The 23,586-nt window shown below is 62.3% G+C and carries 18 protein-coding genes; 5 read left to right on the top strand and 13 right to left on the bottom strand.

The window, feature by feature from the left end; all coding sequences use genetic code 11:
* Positions 1-28 precede the first annotated feature (28 nt).
* The 3 genes from QQL64_RS16700 to QQL64_RS16690 all read right to left on the bottom strand — a co-directional run bounded on the left by QQL64_RS16700 (position 29) and on the right by QQL64_RS16690 (position 3,401).
* Positions 29-712 carry an HAD family hydrolase gene (locus tag QQL64_RS16700; RefSeq protein WP_284401675.1) on the bottom strand — a complete coding sequence of 228 codons (684 nt, stop codon included), beginning with the start codon at positions 710-712 and terminating at the stop codon, positions 29-31.
* Between the two features lie 25 nt (positions 713-737).
* Positions 738-1,754: a glucokinase gene (glk, locus tag QQL64_RS16695; protein WP_284401673.1), complete on the bottom strand. Its 1,017-nt coding sequence runs from the start codon at positions 1,752-1,754 to the stop codon at positions 738-740.
* A gap of 120 nt (positions 1,755-1,874) precedes the next feature.
* Entirely contained in the window at positions 1,875-3,401 is a 1,527-nt protein-coding gene (locus QQL64_RS16690) for a S53 family peptidase (protein ID WP_284401671.1), read from the bottom strand.
* Between the two features lie 210 nt (positions 3,402-3,611).
* Between QQL64_RS16690 and hemB the strand changes: the two genes are divergently transcribed.
* Entirely contained in the window at positions 3,612-4,604 is a 993-nt protein-coding gene (hemB, locus tag QQL64_RS16685; protein ID WP_284401670.1) for a porphobilinogen synthase, read from the top strand.
* Between the two features lie 18 nt (positions 4,605-4,622).
* Here the strand turns inward: hemB and QQL64_RS16680 are convergent, their stop codons facing one another.
* The 3 genes from QQL64_RS16680 to QQL64_RS16670 all read right to left on the bottom strand — a co-directional run bounded on the left by QQL64_RS16680 (position 4,623) and on the right by QQL64_RS16670 (position 6,500).
* Entirely contained in the window at positions 4,623-5,003 is a 381-nt protein-coding gene (locus tag QQL64_RS16680) for a tautomerase family protein (RefSeq protein ID WP_284401669.1), read from the bottom strand.
* Positions 5,004-5,028: 25 nt separating this feature from the next.
* Positions 5,029-5,601: a DUF4865 family protein gene (locus QQL64_RS16675; RefSeq protein WP_284401667.1), complete on the bottom strand. Its 573-nt coding sequence runs from the start codon at positions 5,599-5,601 to the stop codon at positions 5,029-5,031.
* Between the two features lie 110 nt (positions 5,602-5,711).
* Positions 5,712-6,500: a glutaminyl-peptide cyclotransferase gene (locus tag QQL64_RS16670; protein WP_284401666.1), complete on the bottom strand. Its 789-nt coding sequence runs from the start codon at positions 6,498-6,500 to the stop codon at positions 5,712-5,714.
* 117 nt (positions 6,501-6,617) lie between these two features.
* On the opposite strand from QQL64_RS16670, the gene QQL64_RS16665 reads away from it, so the two are divergent.
* A complete protein-coding gene (locus QQL64_RS16665) occupies positions 6,618-8,453 on the top strand; it encodes a monovalent cation:proton antiporter-2 (CPA2) family protein (protein ID WP_284401665.1) in 1,836 nt (611 codons plus the stop codon).
* A 135-nt stretch (positions 8,454-8,588) separates the two neighbouring features.
* Positions 8,589-9,689, top strand: coding sequence for a glycosyltransferase family 9 protein (locus tag QQL64_RS16660; protein ID WP_284401664.1), 1,101 nt, complete (start codon positions 8,589-8,591; stop codon positions 9,687-9,689).
* Between the two features lie 10 nt (positions 9,690-9,699).
* Here the strand turns inward: QQL64_RS16660 and QQL64_RS16655 are convergent, their stop codons facing one another.
* Positions 9,700-13,164, bottom strand: coding sequence for an ankyrin repeat domain-containing protein (locus tag QQL64_RS16655; protein ID WP_284401662.1), 3,465 nt, complete (start codon positions 13,162-13,164; stop codon positions 9,700-9,702).
* Positions 13,165-13,217: 53 nt separating this feature from the next.
* A complete protein-coding gene (locus QQL64_RS16650) occupies positions 13,218-13,508 on the bottom strand; it encodes a YcgL domain-containing protein (protein ID WP_284401660.1) in 291 nt (96 codons plus the stop codon).
* A 249-nt stretch (positions 13,509-13,757) separates the two neighbouring features.
* Between QQL64_RS16650 and QQL64_RS16645 the strand changes: the two genes are divergently transcribed.
* The gene (locus QQL64_RS16645; protein ID WP_284401658.1) at positions 13,758-15,179 is read left to right on the top strand and encodes an OmpP1/FadL family transporter; all 1,422 of its coding nucleotides are present in this window, start codon (positions 13,758-13,760) and stop codon (positions 15,177-15,179) included.
* Positions 15,180-15,269: 90 nt separating this feature from the next.
* On the opposite strand, the gene QQL64_RS16640 is transcribed toward QQL64_RS16645, so the two are convergent.
* The 5 genes from QQL64_RS16640 to QQL64_RS16620 form a co-directional block, all read right to left on the bottom strand.
* Positions 15,270-16,685, bottom strand: a complete 1,416-nt coding sequence (locus QQL64_RS16640; RefSeq protein ID WP_284401656.1) for a coniferyl aldehyde dehydrogenase — start codon at positions 16,683-16,685, stop codon at positions 15,270-15,272.
* Positions 16,686-16,691: 6 nt separating this feature from the next.
* Positions 16,692-19,151 (bottom strand): TonB-dependent receptor, encoded by a 2,460-nt coding sequence (locus tag QQL64_RS16635; RefSeq protein WP_284401655.1) that lies wholly within the window; start codon positions 19,149-19,151, stop codon positions 16,692-16,694.
* A 66-nt stretch (positions 19,152-19,217) separates the two neighbouring features.
* On the bottom strand, positions 19,218-20,372 hold the full coding sequence (locus tag QQL64_RS16630) for an SO2930 family diheme c-type cytochrome (RefSeq protein WP_284401653.1): 1,155 nt from the start codon (positions 20,370-20,372) through the stop codon (positions 19,218-19,220).
* 13 nt (positions 20,373-20,385) lie between these two features.
* Positions 20,386-21,621 carry a parallel beta-helix domain-containing protein gene (locus tag QQL64_RS16625; RefSeq protein ID WP_284401651.1) on the bottom strand — a complete coding sequence of 412 codons (1,236 nt, stop codon included), beginning with the start codon at positions 21,619-21,621 and terminating at the stop codon, positions 20,386-20,388.
* A gap of 599 nt (positions 21,622-22,220) precedes the next feature.
* Positions 22,221-22,967 (bottom strand): glucose 1-dehydrogenase, encoded by a 747-nt coding sequence (locus QQL64_RS16620; RefSeq protein WP_284401649.1) that lies wholly within the window; start codon positions 22,965-22,967, stop codon positions 22,221-22,223.
* 105 nt (positions 22,968-23,072) lie between these two features.
* On the opposite strand from QQL64_RS16620, the gene QQL64_RS16615 reads away from it, so the two are divergent.
* Positions 23,073-23,447: an ArsR/SmtB family transcription factor gene (locus QQL64_RS16615; RefSeq protein WP_284401647.1), complete on the top strand. Its 375-nt coding sequence runs from the start codon at positions 23,073-23,075 to the stop codon at positions 23,445-23,447.
* The last annotated feature ends 139 nt before the right edge of the window (positions 23,448-23,586 follow it).

Genomic DNA, 23,586 nt, shown 5'->3' with positions numbered 1-23,586 from the left:
GTCATCGACCGGCCAAGCCCGTCGGCGATCAGTCGCGCGCCGCCACTTCGTCGATATGCCGCAGCAGATCGGCCGGATCGTCATAGACCCGGAATGCGCCGGAACGCTGCAACTCGTCCTGCCCATAGCCGCCCGATAACAGGCCGACGCCCAGGGCCCGCGCACGCTGCGCGGCGAGCATGTCCCAGATGCTGTCGCCGATCACCAGCGATTGATGGATATCCACGCCCAGCCGCTCGGCGGCGGCCAGGAACAGGTCGGGATCGGGTTTGGCGTGGCGCACCATATCGCGCGTCACCACCGGTACTTTGTCCGGATCTACACCGAGCGCGGCCAGGTTGTGCACGGCAGTCTGCATGCGACCGCTGGTGGCGATCGCCCACGGAATCTTTTCCTGCGTCAGGAAATCCAGCAACGCACGTGCGCCAGGCAGCGGTCGTACCGAACCTTGGGCATGGTGTCGATTGAACGCCTCGGCATGCCATCGCTGCAGACGCTGGATGCGTTCTTCGGTGATATCCAGGCCCGTTTCGCGCAGCAAGATGTTGGTGAACAATCCACCGCTCATACCGATTTTGCGGTGAATGCTCCACACCGGCAGCACCACCCCTTCCCGGTCCAGCGACTCCTTCCACGCCAGCACGTGCTGGTAGACGCTATCGATCAGCGTGCCGTCGAGATCGAAGAGAAAAGCGGTGTTGGAGCGAGGCATGGAAAGTCCGCGGTGTCGATGAGGCTTAGGTGCCGGCTACGAGAGGGCGTCCCGATTCCAGCACGGCGAGCGCAGCCGCGCCGAGTAAACCAGGTTCCGGATGCGTGATGGCGATCGTCGGCACCTGTTCCATCGTCTCGCGGAAACGGCCTTTGGCCTCGAAGCGTTCGCGGAAGCCGCCGCTTTGCAGCCACGGCATCAGGATCTTCAGCACACCGCCGGTGAGGTACACGCCATCCCAACCGCCCAGGCTCAACACCAGATCGCCGGCCACGCTGCCGAAAATGCCGGCCAGTGTTTCCACCGTGCGCACACAGAGCGCATCGCTTCCGTCCGTTGCACGTGCGGTGATGTCTTCGGGCGTGTATTCCTCAGCGCGCTGGCCGGCGATATCGGCCAGCGCCAGATAGAGGTTCACTAAACCGTTGCCGCAAATCATGCGTTCATTGGAAACGCGGCCGAAGCGCGCGTTGAGCCGGTGCAGGATCTCTACGTCTTCGGCGGTGTGTGCGGCGAAGCCAGCGTGGCCGCCTTCGGTTTCCAGCACGATCCAGTGGCCATAACGCAGCAGCAGGCCTGCCACGCCAAGGCCGGTACCTGGGCCCATCACCACAAAGGTCTGCGCCGATTTGTGGTCGTGCTGCGGCAGCAGTGCGGGGCCGACGGGTTGCAACTGGTCGTTCTTCAGCAGCGGGATCGACATGCCTTGCGCGGCGAAATCGTTCACCAGGCGCACGCCGTCGAAACCCAGTTCGGCTTGCAGGCCGTGCGCGGAAACCGCCCAGGGATTGTTGGTGATTTGCACGGTCTCGCCGTTGGCGATGCGCCCGGCCGCAGCGATGATCGCGTGTGACGCCGTGTGGCCCGTGTCGGTGAAATACTGGCGGATGGTATCGGCCAGCGTGTCGAAATCTTTCACGCGATAGCGCCGCACGCTATCCATCAGCAACGGCGCGGCAACGGCGGTATCGGCGAGCGCGAAACGAACGTTGGTGCCGCCGAGGTCGGCTAGCAGGGTGGGGGAGGTGACGGGGCGTTCCATGAGTCATCCAGACAGCGAGCCCGACAAGACTGCCCTGTGTTGCCTCATTCGTCCAGTTTGGGGTTAATCGCAAGCGACCACCCGCGCCGGTGCTGTCCCCAGCGCGGGTGAAGAAAGGCTTCAGGCTTTCAACGTTGTCAGCGCATCGAGCAGGGCCTGTCCGTTGGGGCTGCCCCATCCCGTGCAAGCATCCCAGCCTGGGCCCGCCTGGTAGCTTCCGTTGTTCCCTTGCGTGATATCGCGGAAGGCCGATTCGCCGATCTGATAAAGCGCGGCGTGCATGTCGCCGACCGGCTTGCCGAGCTTCTGGTTGAAGCGCGCGATCAGCGCCGCCCACAGCGGCGCCACCGCGCTGGTGCCGCCGATGACCAGCGACTGCCCGCCGATCAGCACCTGATACCCGGTGAGCGGGTCGGCGTTGCCGGCAACGTCAGGCACGCCGCGCCCTGCGCTGCCGCTGGGAGACTTGGGCACATTCGCATTCTGCTGCCAGGACGGCAGACCGTACTCGATGCTGACGCCGCCGCCTGTCGCGCCTTCGTTGCCGGCGGTTTCATTCCATACCACTTCGCTCTGGATCGCATTGCCACTGGCGTTGAGCGTGGTGCCGCCGCAGCCGAGCGCATAGGGGCTGGATGCGGGAAAGTCGACATGCGGCTGACCGTCGCTTTCGCCGTCGCTGGAGCCGTTGTCACCCGCGGCTACGGTGACAGTCACGCCCAACGCCGCGGCATCCTCGAGTGCGCTCTCCATCGCCGTGCGCGAAGCGCTGTTCCAGCTGTCCTCGGGGCCGCCCCAGCTGATCGAAATCACCGAAGGCTTGTTGGTTGTATCGTGTGCAGCCTGCGAAATGGCTTCGTAGAAACCCTGGTCGGTGTTGGCGGTGAAATACACCGCGATCGTCGCGCCGGGCGCCAATGCGCCGGCCACTTCGATATCCAGCATCACCTCGTCGTCGGCGTTACCGGCGCCCGGCTGGTTCTTGCCACCGGCCACTGAGACCGCGATGACTTTGGGCGGCTTCGCGATACCCAGGCTACTGAAGTACTTGCTGAGATCGCTGGCGGTGAAACCGCCGCCCAGCTCGATGATGCCGATGGTTTCGCCGGTACCGTCTGTGCCGGCAGGAAAGTTGTAAAGCTGGCCGAGCTGGATTGGCGTGAAGGTGTTGCTCGGTTGCGCTCTGGGCCGGCGCGAACGCGGCTGTGCCACCGGCCGACGATCCAGGCCAAGCACTGCAATCGCTTCCGGTGGCAGCGTGGGTGCGTGACCGCAGCCGACGAAAGGCCCGCATCCGTTGAGCTGATATTTACCCAATGTGACGCCGAAGGCCTGCTCGAGCGCCGACGGCGTGCCGCTGAGGCTCAGCACACGCCGATGAGGATCGTTGCTGGTTTCAGTCAGTCCGTGTGTTTGTGCAAAGCGACGAAGACTTTCGAGATCGCCCGGATCGGCACCGAAATGCTCGCCGAAGACACCACGCGGCCAGCGCGGCGGGTGCAGCCACGATGCAGGTGTCGGCGTAGCGCCCTGGCGGCGACGTAGTACGAGAGTGACTTCGATCGGTTCGGTGCCATCGTGCGGGCCGAGGTATTTCATGCCTTCGGGCGTGGTCCAATGCGACGTGCGCGCGGTGTGGGGGGCCATGACGCAACTCCTGGGTGGGGATATGCACCATTCAAAGATGGCACACATTGTGTGTCGATCATGCGTATGCGCAGATCGGCGTTTATCTCCGTGACAATGTTTAACGTGAGGCATCTCAGAAGCTGCGCCAGTGGGGGCGCGGCATTCCGTCTGGCCGCGCCGGGGTCGCACGGCGTTAAACTGTGTGAACAGATCGCAAGAGATTTCCGTATGAACTTCCCTGCCATCCGCATGCGCCGCATGCGCCGTGACGCCTTTTCCCGCACACTGATGCGTGAACATACGCTGCTGCCCAGCGACCTGATCATGGTGGCCTTCGTGATCGAAGGTGAAGGCAAGCGCGAGCCCGTGCCGTCGATGCCGGGTGTGGATCGTCTCTCCATCGATGGCTTGCTGGCACTGGCCGGTGAGTGCGTGCGCTTGGGTATTCCCGCGCTCGCGCTGTTTCCCTCGCCAGGTGCTGCGGTGAAAAGCGAAGATGCCGCGGAGGCGTGGAATCCGCAGGGTTTGATGCAACGCGCTACGCGTGCACTGAAAGCAAAATATCCCGATCTCGGACTGATTGGCGATGTCGCACTCGATCCGTACACCACGCACGGCCAGGACGGTCTGATCGACGAACACGGTTACGTCATGAACGAGCCCACCGTCGAAGCGCTCATCAAGATGTCGCTGGCGCAAGCCGAAGCCGGCATGGACTTTGTCGCACCTTCGGACATGATGGACGGCCGCATCGGCGCGATCCGCGATGCGCTCGAACACGCCGGACATATACACACGCGCATCCTTGCCTACTCCGCCAAATACGCCTCCGCGTTCTACGGCCCGTTCCGCGATGCAGTCGGTTCGTCGGCAAGCTTGGGCAAGGGCAACAAGCACACCTACCAGATGGATATCGCCAACAGCGATGAAGCCCTGCGCGAAGTGGAACTGGACATTGCGGAAGGAGCAGATGCGGTGATGGTGAAACCAGGTATGCCGTATCTGGATGTGCTGCGTCGCGTGAAGGACGCATTCGGCGTACCCACCTTCGTCTATCAGGTCAGCGGCGAATACGCGATGCTGAAAGCCGCTGCGCAAAACGGCTGGCTGGACGAGCGCGCGGTGGTGCTCGAATCACTCACCGCATTCAAGCGCGCCGGTGCCGACGCGATCCTCACGTACTTTGCAATCGACGCAGCACGCTGGCTGCGTGGCGAATGACGCCACGCCTCCGACGGATCAGGCGTACTGCGCGATGCCGTTGCCGAACGACCAGTTCTCTTTGGCCGTCTCCAGCAGGTTGATGAAAACATCCTCGGGTCGCAGGCCGGGATCGGCGACCAGCTTTTCCATCACGCGCTTGTAGAACGCCTGCTTCTGTTCGACCGTGCGCGTGTTGTTGCAGGCGATTTGCACGATCACCAGATCATCGCTGCGCGCGATGCCCAGATAGTTGGGGTCGTAGTCGAACTCGTCGGCGTCATGTTGGCTGACTAGGATGAAGCGGTCGTTCTCCGGCACGTTGAACGCTTCACGCATGACGGCGTAGATGCCGTTGCGCAAGGCGGCAATGTAAGCCGGAGATTTACCGCGACGCAGGGCGATACGGACGAGAGGCATGTCTTGGCTCCTTAAGAAGGGATGATCAGTGCTTTGCCGAAGGTTGGGACACATGGCCAACGTCGTAGACATCGACGTCGTCGCCTGCCGGTCGGGTGGTCGCCGTGCGCCACAGGCGGAACCGCAGCAGCGTCCAGGTAGTGGGATCGTAAGCGCTGATCGCTGCGAGCGCGCCACGGTCGAGATCAGTCTGCACGTTCGTGTTTTCCGTTTCACGCACGGCGCCCAGCGCGGCGTGAGTGGCCATCGGCACCCTCTCTCGCGTCGCATGCGTGGCGATGGACAGATCCGGTGCCGTCTCCGCACGCCATACCGACCACGTCCGCACAACGGGCCGACCGAATGATTCGACCACGCCGGCAAAACCCGCGCCAGCGAGAAAGGCGTTCATGCCTTCCGCGTTGTGCCACAGGTAGAACGGCGCATAGAGGTTTTCACGACCGCCAGCCGGTGCATGGGTGCGATCTGCGTAGAGGTAGGTTTTGAACGACAGTTGCGGAAAGTCGTCCGTCAGATGCCCTCTCTCCGCAATGCGTCGGCGGATGATGTTCATGTCGTAATCGGCAGGCAGGCTGATGCGATATTGCATCGTGATCATGGCTAATCGACTCCGACGATGATGAGCAGCGCCGCTTAGGTTGGAGTGAGCAACGCCAACTCCAACACACAGCACTCCATCACGTGGGGGCTCGTTCCGCCCACGTCAACCTACCGGTTTTCTTGTGACGGCGAGGTCAGGCGAATCTCATAGATCAACGGCCAGCGTTTGCCGGTGACGAAGAGTCGATCGTGCTTCGCGTCGTAAGCAATGCCATTGAGCACATCATTGTCGGGATCGACGGTTTCATTGGCCTTCGGTCCGAGACCGGTCAGGTCGATCCAGCCCACGACCTTGCCGCTGGCGGGATCGATACGCGCAATGCGGTGGGTCAGCCACACGTTTGCGTAGATCTGACCTTTCACCCATTCCAGTTCGTTGATGTTGACGAGCGGCGCGCCATCGGCGGTGACATCGATCTTGCCGATCTGCCTGAGCGTCTCCGGGTCGAGCACGCGAATAGTCGGCGTACCGTCGCTCATCAGAATGTGATGACCGTCGTCGGTGAGCGCCCAGCCTTCGCCGGGATAATCGAACTGGCCGATCTGCTTGAAGCTATCCAGGTCGTAGATATAGCCGCGATGCGATTGCCACGTGAGCTCGATCAGCTTGTGCTTCCAGGCGACGATGCCTTCGCCGTAGTCGGGCGGTGGCAGATGCGCCACCTGCAACACTTCACCGGTCTTCATGTCGACCTTGCGCACGGAGGATTGTCCGACCGTCCCGGTGCCTTCGTAGAAGTATCCGTTGAGATAGAAAAAGCCTTCGATGTAAGCACCGGTGTCGTGCGGATAGGTGTGCAACACCTTGTAGCCGTAGACCGGTATGGCGGACTGCGCGTAGACGGATGAGGCCAGGCACAGCGCGAAAAGGACGAGCAGGCGGGAGAGTGGTTTCATGGCGCCGGATGATCCCATGTCCGGCGCACTCTCGTCAGCCGTGTCTTTTTACGTTCCTGTCGGGAATCGCATGAAATAATCGCGGCCATAGGATCATTTCGATCATCGAGGGTGAGCGTGGACAGCCATCAATTCCTGCGAACCGCAGTGATCTTCCTCTTGGCGACGGTCATCGCCGTGCCGCTCACCAAGCGGTTCCGCCTTGGGGCCGTGCTGGGCTATCTATTGGCAGGCATCGTGATCGGACCGGCGGAGTTGGGCCTGATCGCGGACCCCAGCGGCGCCGCCGCCATCGCCGAATTCGGTGTGGTGCTGATGCTGTTTGTGATCGGTCTGGAGCTCTCGCCGCAACGGCTGTGGGTGATGCGCCGGCCCGTGTTCGGCACCGGCCTACTGCAGGTGCTCACCTGCAGCACGGTCATTGGGGTGATCGCTTACGCGTGGTTCGGCTTGACGCCGGGCGCGGCGGCGATCGTCGGCGGCAGCCTGGCGCTGTCGTCGACGGCGTTCGGCCTGCAGATTCTGGCCGAGCGCAAGGAGGCCGGCGTGTCCTACGGTCGGCAGTCGTTTGCGATCCTGCTGTTCCAGGATCTGGCAGCGATTCCATTGATTGCCGCTGTGCCGCTGTTGGCATCGACGTCAGCCAAACACGGCATCGATCCCTACGCCGTGCTTCGCACGGTGGCGGTGATTGTGGCGGTGGTGGTTGGCGGTCGCTACCTGTTGCGCCCGATATTCCGCTTCGTGGCGCGGGCCGATTCGGTGGAAGTGTCGACCGCGACGGCCTTGCTGGTGGTGATGGGCGTCGCGCTGTTGATGGAAGAGACGGGTGTGTCGGTCACGCTGGGCGCCTTTCTCGCGGGCGTGCTGCTAGCCGATTCCGAATACCGTCACGAGCTCGAATCGAATATCGAACCGTTCAAGGGTCTGCTGCTGGGCTTGTTTTTCATCAGCGTCGGTATGTCGATGCGGATCGATTTGCTGCTGCAATCGCCGTGGCTGGTGCTTGGGCTCACCTTCGGCCTGCTGCTGGTGAAAGGTCTGCTGTTGTGGCCGTTGGGGCTGACGGTGGGCGGCCTCCATCGCGGCGATGCCCTGCGCCTTGCGGTGCTGCTGGCCAGTGGCGGCGAGTTCGCCTTCGTCGTGTTGCGGCAGGCAGCCGATCGCGGCTTGATCGCCGAGCGCCAGGGCGGTGTGCTGGTGCTGGCCATCACGTTGTCGATGGGGCTGACGCCGTTGTGGGTGGCGGTCATCGGGAAGGTGCTTGGAAAGCAACAGAAAAAATCTTCGCGTCCGTTCGACACCATCAACGTGGATCATCCGCGCGTGATCATCGCCGGCTACGGGCGCATGGGCCAGATCGTCGCGCGCGTGCTGCGCGCCCGAAACATTCCATTCGTGGCACTGGATCACTCGGTCGAACAAATCGATCTGGTGCAGCGCTTCGGTGGCCAGACAGGTATCTTCTATGGCGATCCGGCGCGTCCGGAACTGTTGCGCGCAGCGCAGGCCGATAAAGCGGAAGTATTCGTGCTGGCCAGCGACGACCCGGAAGCCAGCCTGCGCGTGGCGCGTGTGGTACGCCGCCAGTATCCGCATCTGAAGATTGTCGCCCGTGCGCGCAATCGCCAACACGTGTGGCGATTGATGGATCTGGGTATCGATGAGCCGGTGCGCGAGACGTTGTTTTCCAGCCTCAAAATGACTCGCAAGGCGTTGGAAGCACTGGGCCTGTCGCCGGAAGAAGCGGTGGCGGAAGTGGAGCGTTTTCGTCGCCAGGACGCCGAGCTGATCAAGATTCAGTATTTGGTCTATGACGACGAAGCCAAGCTGGTGCAAACCACGCGCGAGGCGCTGGCCGATCTGGACCGGCTGTTCGAGGCCGATGCCGAAATCAAGCCGGCGCCCAGCAACGCGCCGGACGCGGATACGCCGCTCATCGGCGAGCGATAAACAAGGTTTCGACGCAGACTCATCGCTGTAGCATTGACTCGGTACAACGACGGGATTGGCGCGCAGGCAACGGACGAAGATCATTCAGCCTGCCTGATGTAAACCAGACAAAAGCTCTCCGCGTTCCGCATGCGCATGTCTCAGCCTTTTCGCCCGCTCGTCATCCGTTTCGGCCGCCTCGGCGACACGCTGTTGCTGCAGCCGCTGCTGCGCCGGCTGCATGCCCGCTACGGGCAACCCTGCCAGCTGCTGGCGGTGGGCACATACGCGATCGAGCTATATCGGGATCAGCCTGATGTGGCGGAGGTGATTGCGCTGCAGTCGCATCACCGGCCTATGCCGCTGAGTCCAGAACAATGGCGTGCCGTCTTTGCGTTACGACGGATGCGACATGTGCCGGTCTATGTCTGCGAACCGCAGCCGCGTTCGCTGGCCAGGATTCGCCTGATGCTGAAGCTGGCAGGCATTCCCGACAGTCACTGCGTGTTCCTCAACGACATCGCACTGCCGCCCGGCGGCCACTGGATCGAACATCTGCTGCAACTGGCCAACGCCACGCCGCCAGCATTTCACGACCCGTTTGCGCAGGTGGCATGCATGACCGGCTGCGTGCCCGAGTTGCTGGTCAGTACGCAGGAACGTGCTGAATGCGAGCGCTGGCTGGTCGATCGCGGACTAGCCGGACATCCGCTGGTGCTATTGCAGCCGGCGAACAAACGCACCATGCGCTGGAATGGCGTGCGAGCGGCAAGCGACGACGACAAGTCGTGGCCGATCGCACATTGGGCCAGGGTGGTTGGGGCGATCCACGCCAAGCTGCCGCAAGCCCGTATTCTGCTTTGCGGATCGGCGGCCGAAGTGGAATATCTGGAAAGCATTCGCAAGACGATGGCGCAGCCGCACGTCGAAGTCGTCGCCAAAGACTTGCCGCTGTCCCGATTGAAAGCGTTACTGGCCGTCGCGCACAGCATGATTTCAGTGGATACCGGGCCGGCGCATATGGCGGCCGCGATGGGTTGCCCGCTGGTGGTGTTGTTCGGGTCGGTATCACCCTGCCATTGGACGCCGCGAGGCCGCGCGCCGGATGTTGTACGCGTGTTGGGCGGCCAGCCGTTCAATCGCGTCGATGCCATTGCCCCCGACGAAGTGATCGATGCCTGGCGCGAGTTGCCGGCACGCTTATCGGCCGCACCGTCCATCGACGCAGCATCGGCCTTAGCCGATACGCGTCTGTAGTCACCCCAACTTACTCGGAAGGCTGCGCCGGTTGGCGCAAGGTCTGACGCACGCTGGGAATGGCTCCTCCGCGTGCGGCCAACTCGTGCGCGATGTCGATAAAGCCCAGGTGTCGCGCCACATCCGCCGCGGTGCGGCCGAAAGTATCCGCCGCGTTGCGATCCGCGCCGCGCGCCAGCAAGACGCGGGCCGGCGGCAGCAAAGCATGCATGGCGCAGGCATGCAGGGCAGTCACGCCGCGCTGATCGGCATGCTCGATACGCGCACCGGCATCGAGCAGCACCGGCAACAGAGCCCCGATATGCGTTGCGTCGCACGGACTGCCCGGGCGCAAATGAGCGCCGAGCAACAAGAGCAGCGCCGTTTTGCCTTCGCTATCGGCCAGATTCGGATCGGCCTTGCGCTTGAGCAGCGCATCGAACAGGCGACGCGCGCGCAAGCTGTCGTTCTGTTCGAAGCCGAACTGCGAGCCGGCATGCAGTGCGCTATGTCCGCGCGCGTCTACGGCGTTGGCGTCGGCGCCGGCTTCCAGCAGTTGCTCGGCGATCTCGGGATAACCCTGCACGGCGGCAACCATCAAGGCCGTGGCATCGCCCGGCAGGCGTTGGTCCACCGTGGCACCGCGTTCAAGCAGCAAGGCCACTAGCGCTTCACGCCGCGCAGCGACGGCTGCGGCAAGCGGCGTCATGCCATTGCTGGCGCTGGCCCCTACATCGGCACCTGCATCGATCAGCGTTACGGCGACTTCGCGATGCCCGGCACCGCAGGCGTGCAACAGCGCGGTGGCGCCTTGCGCATCGCGCGCATCGACAGGGAAGCCGAGTTCCAGCAGACGGCGTACGGCGATGTCTTCGCCGTGCATGGTGGCGCGAATCAGATCGTCAGCGCGCAGCGGTCGGCGTGGGCGCTGCCAGCCGTTCCAGTCGAGCCAGCGTTCCAGCTCTGGATGTTCGAGTGCGAGCCCGAGAGGCGTTTCGCCGTTCGCATCGACGGCTTCGGCATCCGCGCCATGCGCCACCAGTGTGCGCACTAGCGGCAACGCATCGGCGCCGTGTTCAAGTGCGGCGAATAGCGGCGTCCGTCCGTTGCCGTCGCGGCTGTTCGGATTGCAGCCGCGGCTCAGCAATGCTTGCAGCAACGCAAGCTGGCCGTGGGCGGCCGCCAGGTACACCGGCGTGCGTTCGCGTTCGTCGGCGCCGAACGGATCGGCGCCACGCTCGAGCAAGGCCAGCGGCAATGCGGTCGCTTGAGGTGCGTTGTGCAGTCGGCCCAGGGCTTGCGAGAGTAGTCCGGCGCCGGCGGGAGTCGCGCCGCCATCGAGCAAATCTTCGATGGCTTCGGTGCTGTCGGGCAGCAGCGGCAGCAAGGCGTCGAACAAGCGACGTCCGAGCGGCGGAAGGATGGGATGGTCGCTGTCGATATCGTCGATCAATTGCGGTTGCAGGCGGGCTTCGGCCTGCAGGCCATGATCGAGTAGCCAGCGCCGCGCCGCGCTGAGGCCGGGTTCGGTGAGATCGAGATAGAGCTGTGCGAGTTGTGCTTGCGACCAATCGCGCGTGCGCGTCGCGAAGCTGGAAACGATCGCCCAATGTCCGAAGCGAAGCGCGTCGAGCAGGTGCGCCGGCGTATCGGCACCTTCGGAAATCGCATCGAGATTCAGGCTGGCCGGTAGCGGCGTATCCGGATCGAGCAGCGCGACCAGATCCCAGCGACCGCTGGCGGCGGCGTGATCGAGCGCGCTGCGGCCGTTGCTGCCGGGGGTTTTCGGTTCGGCGCCGAGCGCGAGCAGGGCACGCACCGTTTCAACGTGTGCATGGGGTGACTGACAGGCCAGCGTCAACGCATCGCGGCCGTGCTTGTCGCGGGCACGCGCATCCGCCTGCGCCTCGGCAAGTAGTTGCACGACGCCGACGGCACCGGCACGAGATGCTTCCATCAGCGCCGTGCTGCCGTGATGATCGACCAGATTCACATCCGCACCCGCGATGCGCAGTGCGCGTGCGATCTGCTCGTGTCCCTCGGCGGCGGCGGTCATCAAGGCACTGCGTTGCTTGGCGTCGACGGCATTTACAGCTGCACGATGTTTCAGCAGCATCTTCACGCCCGTGACGTCGTCATCGGCGATGCCGGCAGCGGCGATCAGCGCCGGTTCGCCATGCGCCGGAGATGCCTTGGCACCGCGTTCCAGCAGGAATTGCAGCAAAGGCCAGTTGGCGGCGCGGCAGGCGATCGACAACGGACTGGCGCCGACCTTGTTGAGCGCGTCGATCGACGCACCCGCATCGAGCAGCATCGCCGCAACAGTGGGTTCGCCACTAAGTACGGCGCCGTGCAGCGGCGTGTTGCCGTCGGCATCGGCGGCGAGCGGATTGGCGCCGTTGGCCAGCAAGGTCATCACGGCGTCCGCGCGACCATGCCAGCTGTCGCGCGTGGCAGCCAGCAGCGGTGTGAGGCCACCGCTAGCGCGGTTGACGTCGGCGCCTTTGACGATCAGCGCGCGCAGCAGGTGCGGATCAGGCAACAGCGCAGCCAGCATCAGCACCGGGCGCTGGTCGCGATCGCCAGCGGTTGGCGCCGTGTTTGGATCGGCTCCGGCCTCGACCAGGGCGAGGGCGCGCGCGATGTCGCCCTGGCGGGTCGCAGCCAGCAATGCTTGCGCCTGTTCCGGCGTACCGGCCAGGCGTTCTTGTTCGCTCAGCTGAGGTGTGGAAGCGGGCGCCGCCGCAACCGGCGTCGTGGTCTCGGAACGCGGCGCATCACGCCGCCGCGATCGACGGCTCTCGCACAACATCACGCGCAGCGTGCGGTTGGCGATGAGCAGGCAACCCAAGGGCATCAGCACCACGGCATACAGCACCAGCGCAGCGGTGCGCATTTCTGTCGGCAGGACGCCGTACAGCCCGCTCAGCGCGATGGCAGCGAACGAGAGTATGAGCAGACTCAGTGCGCTGGGTAGGAAATGGCTGAAAAAATCTTCCTCGCGCGCAAGGTGCCGCCCAAACGCCACACTGCGCACCGTGGCCGTGAACAGCCACGAGCCTTCGTTGCTGCCGTGCGCGGGATAGGCGTCATCCCAGACAAACACCAGTGCAAAGGCCGGCCATAGGCGCCATAGCACCATCAGCGCCACGACCAGCGCGGCCGCCAACAGCAAGCTGGCGCCCAGTGTCGGGTGCTGGCTGAGTCGCAGCATCGGCCACGCGATCAGCAGGAATACCACCGCCACATAACAGGTGAGCATGGCCAAGTGCGCCGCACCGCGCCGCAGGGCAGTGCGGGTGAAGTTGGGTTCTGGATCGAATCCGATCGCGTGACAAACTGCGGTCATGGTCAACGTATTGGCCAGCAGCAGTGGGATCAGCGTGAGCGGATGGGCGCCGATGGCGGCGGCGATGGCGGCTGCGATCAAACCTGGCACGAACCAGATAAAGGAAGTCAGCACGGAAGATGAGCGGCGCGATTTAATGGGTGGCATGTCGGCGAGTATAGGAATCAGGGGCGCGTCAGACGGTAATCGCTTGTTAACGGTTATTCGTCATGGCGTTTGGGCGCCGCTTCCTGATCGAGCATGCCGGCGGTGGCGAGCGTTTCCTGCGGCGGCAATTGCAAGTGCCAGCCGCGCGTGCGCAGGTGTTCCATCACCACGGCAACGTCTTCCTGCGGCAGACGCCGTTGCACGTGCAACTCCACTTCCAGCACGAAACGCAAATCGCCGAGCAGCAAGGCCAGCGGCGCGGGCAACACCTCGAAGTTATCCTGGCGATCCAGCCACACATACGTGTCGGCCTTGCGCTGGCTGGCATAAACGAAACAATGCATGGCGATGCCCGCGGGGATGACCTGTGGCCGAAGGTTAGCAGTACCTATCGTCAGCGTCGCCCTCGGAGAACTTAGGCAGGCTCTCAGCACTCTCCTCTCGGCCCGCGCCGATTGCTGCAACTGCACTTGCATGCCCTGACTCGAGTCGGCACAGTGCCCGCCTGGGGTATCAAACGCGCGTATGAATTTCCGGCGAACCGCATGCCCCCGCTACGACCCGAGCCGTCAACAAAAAAGCAGGAGCAAGCGATGTCCATGTTTTCCCGTAACACCACCCGTTGTGGTGCCCGTCCGTTTGCGCTGGCCGCCCTCGGCCTGGCCATTGCAGGCGCCCTGGCAGCCCCGCAGCAGGCCCGCGCGAGCGCTTTTCAGCTGAAGGAAGACAGCGCCCAGGCTATGGGCCGCGCCTATGCAGGCTCCCTGGCCGCTGGTGGTGGTGATGTGTCTGTCGTGGCCAACGGCCCGGCATCCATGACCGACCTCAAGGGTACCTATTTCGAGGCGGACGTCACCGCCATCAACTTCAGCGCCCAATTCAGCGGCAGCGCCCACGACGTACTTGGCAACCCGATCAGCGGCAACAATGGCGGCGATGCCGGCACCACCATGCCGGTGCCGGCGTTTTTCTTCGAAACCCAGGTAAGCGATCGCTGGCACGTCGGCGCGGCGTTCACGGTGCCGTTCGGCTTCAAGACCGAATACGACAACGGTTGGGTCGGCCGCTACAACGCGATCGAATCGAAGTTCGAGTCGTTGGATGGCACGCTGTCGGCATCGTTTGATGTCGCCGACAACTTCAGCATCGGCGGCAGCGCCATCGCGCAGCGCACCAGCGCCACGCTGACCAATGCGATCAATTTCGCCAGTGTTGGCCTGGCCTTGGCGGGCCCGGGCAGCAAGCTCAATCTGCCTCCTAGCGCGGTGTACGGTTTGATTCCGCCAGGTACCGACGGGCAGGCACGCATCACCGGTAGTGACTGGGCCTGGGGTTGGCAGTTGGGCGGTCTGTGGAAGATCGATTCGCAGGATCGCCTGGCCTTCAACTACCGCTCCAAGATCAGCCACCGCCTGCAGGGCACGGCAGATTTCAATGTGCCGCAGAACGTGTCGACCCTGATCAACCAGCTGGCGCCCGTGCTGGGCCTGAATACGAGCAACCTGCCCTTCCAGAACACCAGTGGTACGGCCGATTTCACGACCCCGGCTGTGACGACCACCAGCTACTGGCATCAGGAAGATAAGTTCGGCTTCGGTGCAGACGTCAGCTACACCCAGTGGGACGTCTTCAAGAACCTCACCGTCAACTACGGCAATGCGGCACAGCCGGCCACCACCCAGGTGTTCGACTGGCACAACTCCTGGTACGCATCGTTCGGTGGCGAGTACTACCTCACCGACAAGCTGACGCTGCGTGGCGGTATCGGCTTCGACACCACCCCGACGGCTGCGGCGACGCGCGATGTGCGCGTGCCGGACGAGACGCGCAAACTGCTCTCGTTCGGTGTCGGCTACAAGGCGAGCGAGCACCTGTCACTCAATGCCTCGTATGCGCACATTTTTGTGAATCGCGCGTCGATCAACAACGACGTGAGCGCGACCGAAGACACCATCACCGGGACCTACGACGACTACGGCAATCTGTTTGCCCTGTCGGCCGTCTACAAGTTCTGATCGGTTGTACGCCGTACTCGACAACCTCTCCGCGCAAGCGGAGAGGTTTTTTCGTTTCTAGTCTAGGGCGCCTGAACGCGCCGACGGTTTTCAACCTCGACGCAGCAGAATCTCCAACATCTGCCGGAAGCGTTTGCCATAAGGCGGATTGAGCAGGCCGGCGCCGTTGAGACGGGCCTGATGGAACACCGGTTTCATGTGGGAGAACGTGCGGAAACCGGCTTCGCCGTGATAACCGCCCATGCCCGAAGGGCCAACCCCGCCGAACGGCAGATCATGCTGGGCGATGTGATAGATCGTATCGTTGAGCGTCACGCCACCGGCGTGAGTACGCGCCAGCACGCGATCGACTTTGCCCTGATCCTGTTCGAACAGATACAGCGCGAGCGGGCGCGGACGAGCGGCGACGTAGTCAATCGCTCCGTCGAGATCGTCGTAAGGCAGCACCGGCAGCAGCGGGCCGAAAATTTCCTGCTGCATCACCGGCATGTCGTCGCGCACATCGGTCAGCAGCACCGGCGTCAGCAGGCGCTGCGCTGACCGGTCGGACACGTCGCTGAGACGCTCGCTGCGCGCACCGGCCGCCACGGCGCCATCGCGCAGATCGGCCAGACGCTGATAGTGGCGATCGGTGGCGATGCTGGCGTATTGCTTGTTGTTGGCGAAGTCCGGATACAAGCGTGCCACGACATCGCGTGCCGTGGAGGCAAAACGTGCAAGCTCCGCTCGCGGCACCAGCACGTAGTCCGGCGCGATGCAGGTCTGTCCTGCATTGACCAGCTTGCCGAACACGATGCGTTCTACCGCATGCTCGAAACGTGCGCCGGGGCCGACGATGGCGGGCGACTTCCCGCCCAGCTCCAGCGTGACCGGAGTGAGATTCGCTGACGCCGAACGCATCACGTGATGACCCACGGCGGTGGAGCCGGTGAATAGCAGATGGTCGAACGGCAAGCCGGCAAACGCTTCACCGACCGACGCGTCACCATTCACTACGACGACTTCGTCGGGCTGAAAATGGCGCGCGACGAGCTCGGCGAACAGTTGCGCAAAACGCGGCGTGTACTCGCTCATCTTCACCATCACGCGGTTACCCGCGGCGAGCGCATCCACCAGCGGGCCCACAGCAAGGAACAGCGGGTAGTTCCACGGCACGATGATGCCGATCACACCCAGCGGCTGCGGCCTCATCTCGATCCGCGCAGGCAGAAAGGCCAGATTGGCCAGCCCGCGTTGCGGTCGCATCCAGCGGCGACCGTGGCGTAACGCGTGGCGGATCGCCGACAGGCTGGGGAAAATCTCCAGCATCTCGGTTTCCTCGCGGGGTCGGCAACCGAAGTCCGCGTTGATGGCGTCGGCGATCTCGGCGCGGTGCTCACGCACCGTCGCATCGAGCGCCTTAAGCCGTCGCGCCCGGGTCGCCCAACTAGGAAGGGGATCGCGCGATTGCGCATCACGCAGCCGGGCGAGTTCGTTGGACAGGTCGAGACGATCAGGCTGGTTCATGGCTGCTCAGAATTTTGTGCGCAGTTCCAACCCCCACGTCCGCGGCGGCGTGACGGTGGCGTAGGTGGTCCCAAAGACGTTGGTGGTGTAGTTGCCGATACCCGTCACATAGCGCCTATTGAAGATATTGTTGCCGTACAAGGCTACGCCCCAACGGTCGCCAGGGGTATGCCAATCCAGGCGAGCATCGGTACGCGTAGTCGACGTGCCGACCGTGAAATACGGCGTGACCAGGCATGACCCTTGCTCCTGGGAATCGCTGTTGCAGCGGGTTCGACCGCGATAGGCGTATTGCAGATCAAATTCCAGATCGCCGTTGGCGACGCCATGCCAGGTATAGGCAAGGCCGCCGGTCGCCGAGAAACTCGGTTCGCCGGTCGGTTGGCCGGCCAGGCTGACGCCGGAGGTATCGACGTACTTGAGATAGGTGCTGTCGATATAGGCGCTGGTGAAATTCAGGCGCAGCGCCTCGACCGGCTGCCATTGGGCTTCAAATTCCAGTCCGCTGGCTTCCTGATCGCTGGTGCTGACGATATAGAACGGAATGCCCGAGCCGGTGCTGTTCGGATCCAGCACCGAAGACTGCAAGTTGGTATAGCGGTAGTGATAGGCGGATGTGTTGAACAGCAGGTTGTATTCCGGCACCACCGTTTTGAGGCCGATTTCGTAGTTCCAGACCGTCTCGGGCGCATAGAGCGAACCCACCTGCAGACTGTTATAGCCGCCGGCCTTGTAGCCCTTGGTGATCGAAGCGTAGGCCATCATGTCCGGTGTGAACTTGTAGCTCAGTACTGCGCGCGGGCTGAAGTCGTGCCAGGAATGATTGGTCTCGACCGGAATACCGACGGCGTTCGGGAAGATGATGTTGCTGCCGAACGCATTCAGCGCGCCCTGTGCAGCGGGGGGCAGAATCGCGAAGATGCCGTTCGCTTTGAGCTCGGCGATGGTCTGGTCGAAGGCTGCTGCCTGGCGCGGTGCGTTGTACCAGCTGAATTCCTTGTGATCCTCGGTAAAACGCAGACCGGTAGTCAGGTCCAGATTGTCGTTGAGATGCCAGATGACGTCGCCGAACGCGGCATACGCCTTGAAATTGCCGTCATTGCTGATCTGCTCGCGCCACGGATCACCCAGCAGGTTGTACGGCAACCCGAACGCTGCCAGACCCTGGCTGATTTCCGTCAACGGCAAACCGACGCCCAACACGTTCTGCGCCAACGTATCGACACTGTCGGTGTTGATATTGGTCTGGCTGGTCTGGCGTGCTTGCTCGTAGTAGTAACTCGTGCCCGCCACCCAGTCGATGAGATTCGTGTTACCCGACAGCTTGAACTCCTGATACCAACTGTTGTTGTGTTCGATGTTGGCCGTGTCGAGGTACGTGACGATGTGATTGGTACCGTCGTTGTCCTCGTCGTTGAAGGTGTTGAAATGCCGCCACGCCGTCGTCGAAGTGAAGCTGCCCCAGCTGAATGAATGATCGATGGTCAAGGTGGAGCCGTTGAATTGACGCCTCTCGTCCGCCTCGATCGCATCGTTGTACAGCGGCGCCGTCAGCGGATTGATATAGCTGGAGGTTTGCAATGGAAACGGCGGGCGCTGGTAGACATCGTTCGACAGCGCGACCACGCCGATCGCCGGCTGCGGCGGCTGGTTGAGCCGCTCGTGATCCCAGGACCACAGCACGCGCGTATCGGGCGTGATGTTCCAGCGGTAGACCATGCGGCTACCCCAGTCATCGTTCTTGCCGTAATGCTGACCGTTGGCCTGATCCTTGATCCAGCCATCGCTCTGGTTGTCTAGCACGCTGATGCGCAGCGCCATGTCTTTGTTGATCGGTATGTTGAGCAGCGCGTTGCCATAGCGCTCGCCTTCGTTACCGATGCGCACCACCGCTTTGCCTTCGAATTTATCGGTGGGTTCGTTAGTCACGATCGAGATCGCGCCGCCTGCCGCATTGCGGCCGAACAGCGTGCCTTGCGGACCCTTGAGCACCTCGATGCGCTGCACGTCGTTGAACGCCAGCAATGCGCCGCCGGAACGTGCCGCGTACACACCGTCCACGTACACGCCTACCGCCGATTCCGTACCCACGCCGAAGTCGCTGGTGCTGACGCCGCGCAATGAGTAGTTCGGCTGCGTGGGCTGGCTGCCAGAGACCACCAGGCCCGGCACGAACAGCGACATCTTGCTCAAATCGGTGGCGGCAAGCGTATCGATCTGCTTGGCAGTGATGATTTGCAGCGGGATCGGTACCTGCTCCATTTCCTGCGTGCGGCTCTGTGCCGTCACCGTGATATTGCCCAGCTGCTTGGCCTTGCTCGCATCCGGCTGGCTCTGTGCGTTGGTGCCGGTGTTTTGCGCGGCGTCGTCCGCAAATGCCGGTAGCGGCGCCCACATCAGCAAGGCGGCGCCACCTAGCAGCAGGTAGCGTACGCACGCGGGCAATGCTCGTTGACGCATGGTCATCTGGTTTCTCCCCTCAATGGCGAATCGCGCGGCCTTGGTTAGGCCGCTGCTTACTCTTGTTCGTTATTAATGAAGCACGACGCAGTCTCCCGGCTGCGCCGCAATCCACGCTTTGATCAGCGCCAGACCTTCCTTATGCACGGTACTGCGTCCGATCTCCGGCATCATCGTTCCGGGCACGGTGGAGCCGAGCCGGTACGGCAGAATCGAATCATCCGGATGACCGGGCACGATGTCGAACATATGGTCGCCCGTGCCTTGGCCCGCCGCGGTCGGCGGTTTGCATAGACCAAGGTGGCGATCTTCAGGCGTAGCGATATCCAGCGTCAGGCCCGTGGTGTTTGCCGCGCCTTTGGGGTTGTGGCAATGACCGCAGTTGATGTCGAGATAGGCGCGAGCACGTGCATCCAGCGAAGCGTTCGTATCCATCCAGTTTGCATTGCGCGGCGCATCGGTCGGTGTGGGTGCGCCGGTGAGGTAGCCCACTCGCATCAAATGCGCGAGTTCGTTCTCGTCGCCGTCGGCATAGCGGTAGTCGCGATTGAGATGACGTGCTTTTGGACCGATCGGTTGCAGCGCACGCGTGGTCCAGTCGTGCGCGTGGCAGCTCACGCACTGGCTCTGGTCGGGTACCACATAGTTGAAGTTTTCGCGTTCGCCGGTGTCGCTCACCAGGGTCAGCGCCTGAATGTCGCCGGTGCGTGCGAGGATGGCCTCGGTCTGGTCTGCATTCCATACATAAGGAATCGCCACCCAGCCATCCTTGCGACGCACCAGCAGGCGTGTCTCGATCAGATGCACGTTGGCAAGACTCAGGCCCTGTCCCGCGAAATCGCGGCTGGTGTCGTAGGTACGCGCCACATCGGTGGCATTGCGCGTCGCGCCCTTCGGCAAGGGATAGAAAAACGTCTTGCTGATGATGGTGCCGACTGGGAAATCGAACGTATCGGTGGGGCTGTATTTGGCCGACACACCCTTGGGCATCCAGATCGTGCGCAGCTTGTGCGCGTAATCGGTGAACAGCGGCGTGTTGAGCTCATAAGGAACCACGCCGTCGTTCAACTGCAATACGCCATCACGCGCCTCGACCACGTGCCAGTCGCTCAGCTTCGGTGGAAAACCATCGTCATGAAACGCCACCGGATCCATCCCGCGATGACAAGCCGACAGGCACAACAGCGCGAGCAATAGCAGCCCGCGCATCCACATCTTCATCTGCATGGACTACGTACTCTTAGACTTTCGGTTCCGGGTTCAGCACGACCGGCGGCAGCTTGGGCAAGGTGCACTGGTAGGGCTTGGTATCCGTACTCGGATTTTTGTATTCATGCGGACCATCGGCATTGAGTACACCGTTCACGTCCTGAATGCAGATGCGGTCGTTTGCCGGCGGCAGACCATCCACCAGGTCTTTCTGATCCGCATAGCCATCCCACAGTACATCCGGGAATTTGCCGGTGAGACCGTATACCGCCGTCTTCAGCGTTTTCAGCTTCAGCCCGTCCGGTGAATCGCCGCCGCCCGTGATGCGATTGCCGTAGACGTAGATACCCTTGGGATACGGGTTGTAGTCGGCGGCTACGCCGGTCGCGTTGTAGTAATTGGTAGAGAAGTAACTGGAGATGATGATGCTCGCCGTCTGGTTGTCGGCGATATCGTTATCAAAGATCTCGACCTTGTCGTTGGAATTCACCACCACGCCCGAACCGGCCGGCACGCTCGCCACGGCCGCGCCCTTCTTCGCAAAATTGCCGGTGTTGTTGGCAAACACCTTGTTGTGGAACACGCGCGAGGCATGGCCGGCCTGCGACAGGTTGGGCATGTTGAAAACCAGGATGCCGCCGGTGTTCTTGGTCGCCGTGTTGTCGTACACATCGGCATTCACCGAGTTCTCGATCTCGATACCCGCCACATTCTGCTCGGCGCGATTGCGCCGCACGACAATATTGTTGGATTGACCGACGTAAATGCCGGCGTCCGATGCGCCGATGACCACGGAGTCTTCCACCAGCACGTTCTGCGTCTTCACCGGATAAAGACCGTACGCGCCGTTCGTACTGCTGGGCCCATTCGTCCATTCGATGCGCACACCATGGATGGTGATGTTCTTGCCCTGGTTGATCTTCAGCGCATCGCCCATCGTGTCTTCGATGGCGAGGTTCTCGATGGTGAAGTCGTTGGCGTTCACCAACAGGCCCTCGGGGCCTACTACCTGACCTTTGAACGAGAGCACGGTCTTGTCCATGCCGGCGCCGCGAATCGTCACGCCATCGGTACGCAAGCTAAGGCCGCGCTTGAGCGAGTAGTGGCCGGCGGGAATGTCGATCACGCTGCCGGGCTTGGCATCCAGCAGCTGTTGTTCGAGCTTGCTTTCGAACGACGCGTCGTTCTGATTTTGCAGAGCCGCTTCCTGGTGGCCGCAGCCAGCCAGCAGCAGCGCGACGGCGATCAGCGTATGGGTCTTGCGCATGTTGGTCTCTCCCTCGCACCCTGCGGTGCTGTACGCATGCACTGTCACGCATGTAGGCGATGCCGGGGAGGGCAAACGGGACTGGGATGGGGGGCAGATCGGCCAGTGTTATCACGGTATAACCGTGGTGCGCCTCCCAGCATCCGCTGCTGCTTCGCCTTGGTCGGGATGTTGAGCTATTGCAAGACATTCAAGTCTGGCTTGCAGAGATGTCGCTTTTCCGGGTCATTTCTTCCCTATACCTTGAGAACACCTCAAGTGTTTCGGGAGATCGCCATGCGCTCGACCTGGGTTGATCAGCTGTTCCGGCCTATTCACGGCGGTGACCTCGAATCGGCCATGTTGACAGGGGGAGTAGCCGCCTTTTCGCCATCGCGCACTTCCGACAAAAGCCGCGTCAAAGTATCTCGCGAGGTAACTTTGAAAAGGTCCGCTCGCCTGTGTCTTGGCATAGGCGACGGCAGTTTGCGCAGGCAGTGAATCAGGAGCCGCCGTTAGGTTTCAGCTCGTCATCCCGGATGTCGCCGGGATGACGAGCTATCTACAACGTGGACTATCCGGGCCCAAAGTAAACAGCTACTTGGCTTTTGCTTCTTGGTTTAGCGCACACCGCCGCCAGCAAACAAATGCTCGCCGGTCAGCCAGTAGGAATCGTCGGACGCCAGGAATACGGCGATCGACGCAATGTCATTAGGCTGGCCGATGCGACCCAGCGGTGTATGCGAAATGGCTTCGGCATGGAAGTCGGAGCCAATAAAACCGGCCGCGTGTGTGCCTTCCGTTTCGACCATGCCCGGGTTCAGCGCATTGACGCGAATCTTGCGCGGGCCGAGCTCACGCGACAGCACGCCGGTAATGGCATCTACTGCACCCTTGGTCGCCGTATAGACAGCACTTCCCGGCGGCACGATGCGTGTAACAAGGGAGCCGATATTGATCACGCTGGCGCCTTCGCCCAGGTGCTTGGCTGCGGCCTGAGTCGTTAGCAGCAACCCGAGAACATTCACATTGAACTGCTTGTGATAGTGCTCTTCGGTGATCGCGTCGAGAGGGGCGAACTCATAGACGCCCGAGTTGTTGACGAGGATATCCAGCCGGCCGAAGTGCTTGACCGACTCATCGACGATCGCTTGTGCGTCGGCGGCCTTGGAGACATCGCCACGCACGGCCACCGCCTTGCCACCGGCCTTGCCGATCTCGGCAACCACGGCGTCCGCGCCGGCCTTGCTGGAGGCGTAATTCACGACGACCGACGCGCCTTCGGCGGCTAGCGCCTTGGCGACGGCCGCGCCGATACCTTTGGATGCGCCGGTAACGAGGGCGACTTTACCTTTGAGCTTGCTCATGACGATTCCTGCTGATGGGTGGGGGCTGAAGGAGTTCTGAATTCCAATAGTTCGCAACATATGAACTATAGAACTATTTGTCAAGGGACTGGTAAACTGCGTGTCATGAGGCCCTTGATTCATCCATCGATCGAAGACATCTCCGTGGAAGGCATCCTCCACGCCCTGTCCGATCCCGTGCGTGCCGCGATCTATATGGAGCTGGCGGTTTCCAGCGGCGCTTCTACTTGCTCGGACTTCTTGCAGATCAAAGAGCGCAACATCCCCAAGTCGACGCTGTCGCAACACTTCCGCGCGTTGCGGGAGGCGGGTCTGATCCGCAGCGAACGACAAGGCGTGGAAATGTTCAACACCACGCGTTGCAGCGAAATAGAACAGCGCTTTCCGGGTTTGATACCCGCCATTTTGAAAGCGCATGCCGTGCAGGCTGCACATGGGGCAAAGCGAAAGCGCGCGGCTGGGAAGGCGAAAGCTGGCTGATGCAGATGCGCGTCAACTCGCGTTGAGCTGCCACTGTCTTTAGCGTTGCGGCGCGTCGCTCGAACCGCCGTCATGACAATGTCGGATTTCGCGATCAGCATGAAGCGGTTATTTCGCCAACGGATTATCATGGCCAACA

Origin of the sequence: Dyella lipolytica, from assembly GCF_030160075.1 — a bacterium.
GTDB lineage: Bacteria > Pseudomonadota > Gammaproteobacteria > Xanthomonadales > Rhodanobacteraceae > Dyella_B > Dyella_B lipolytica.
This window is presented reverse-complemented; position numbering and strand designations above follow the sequence as displayed.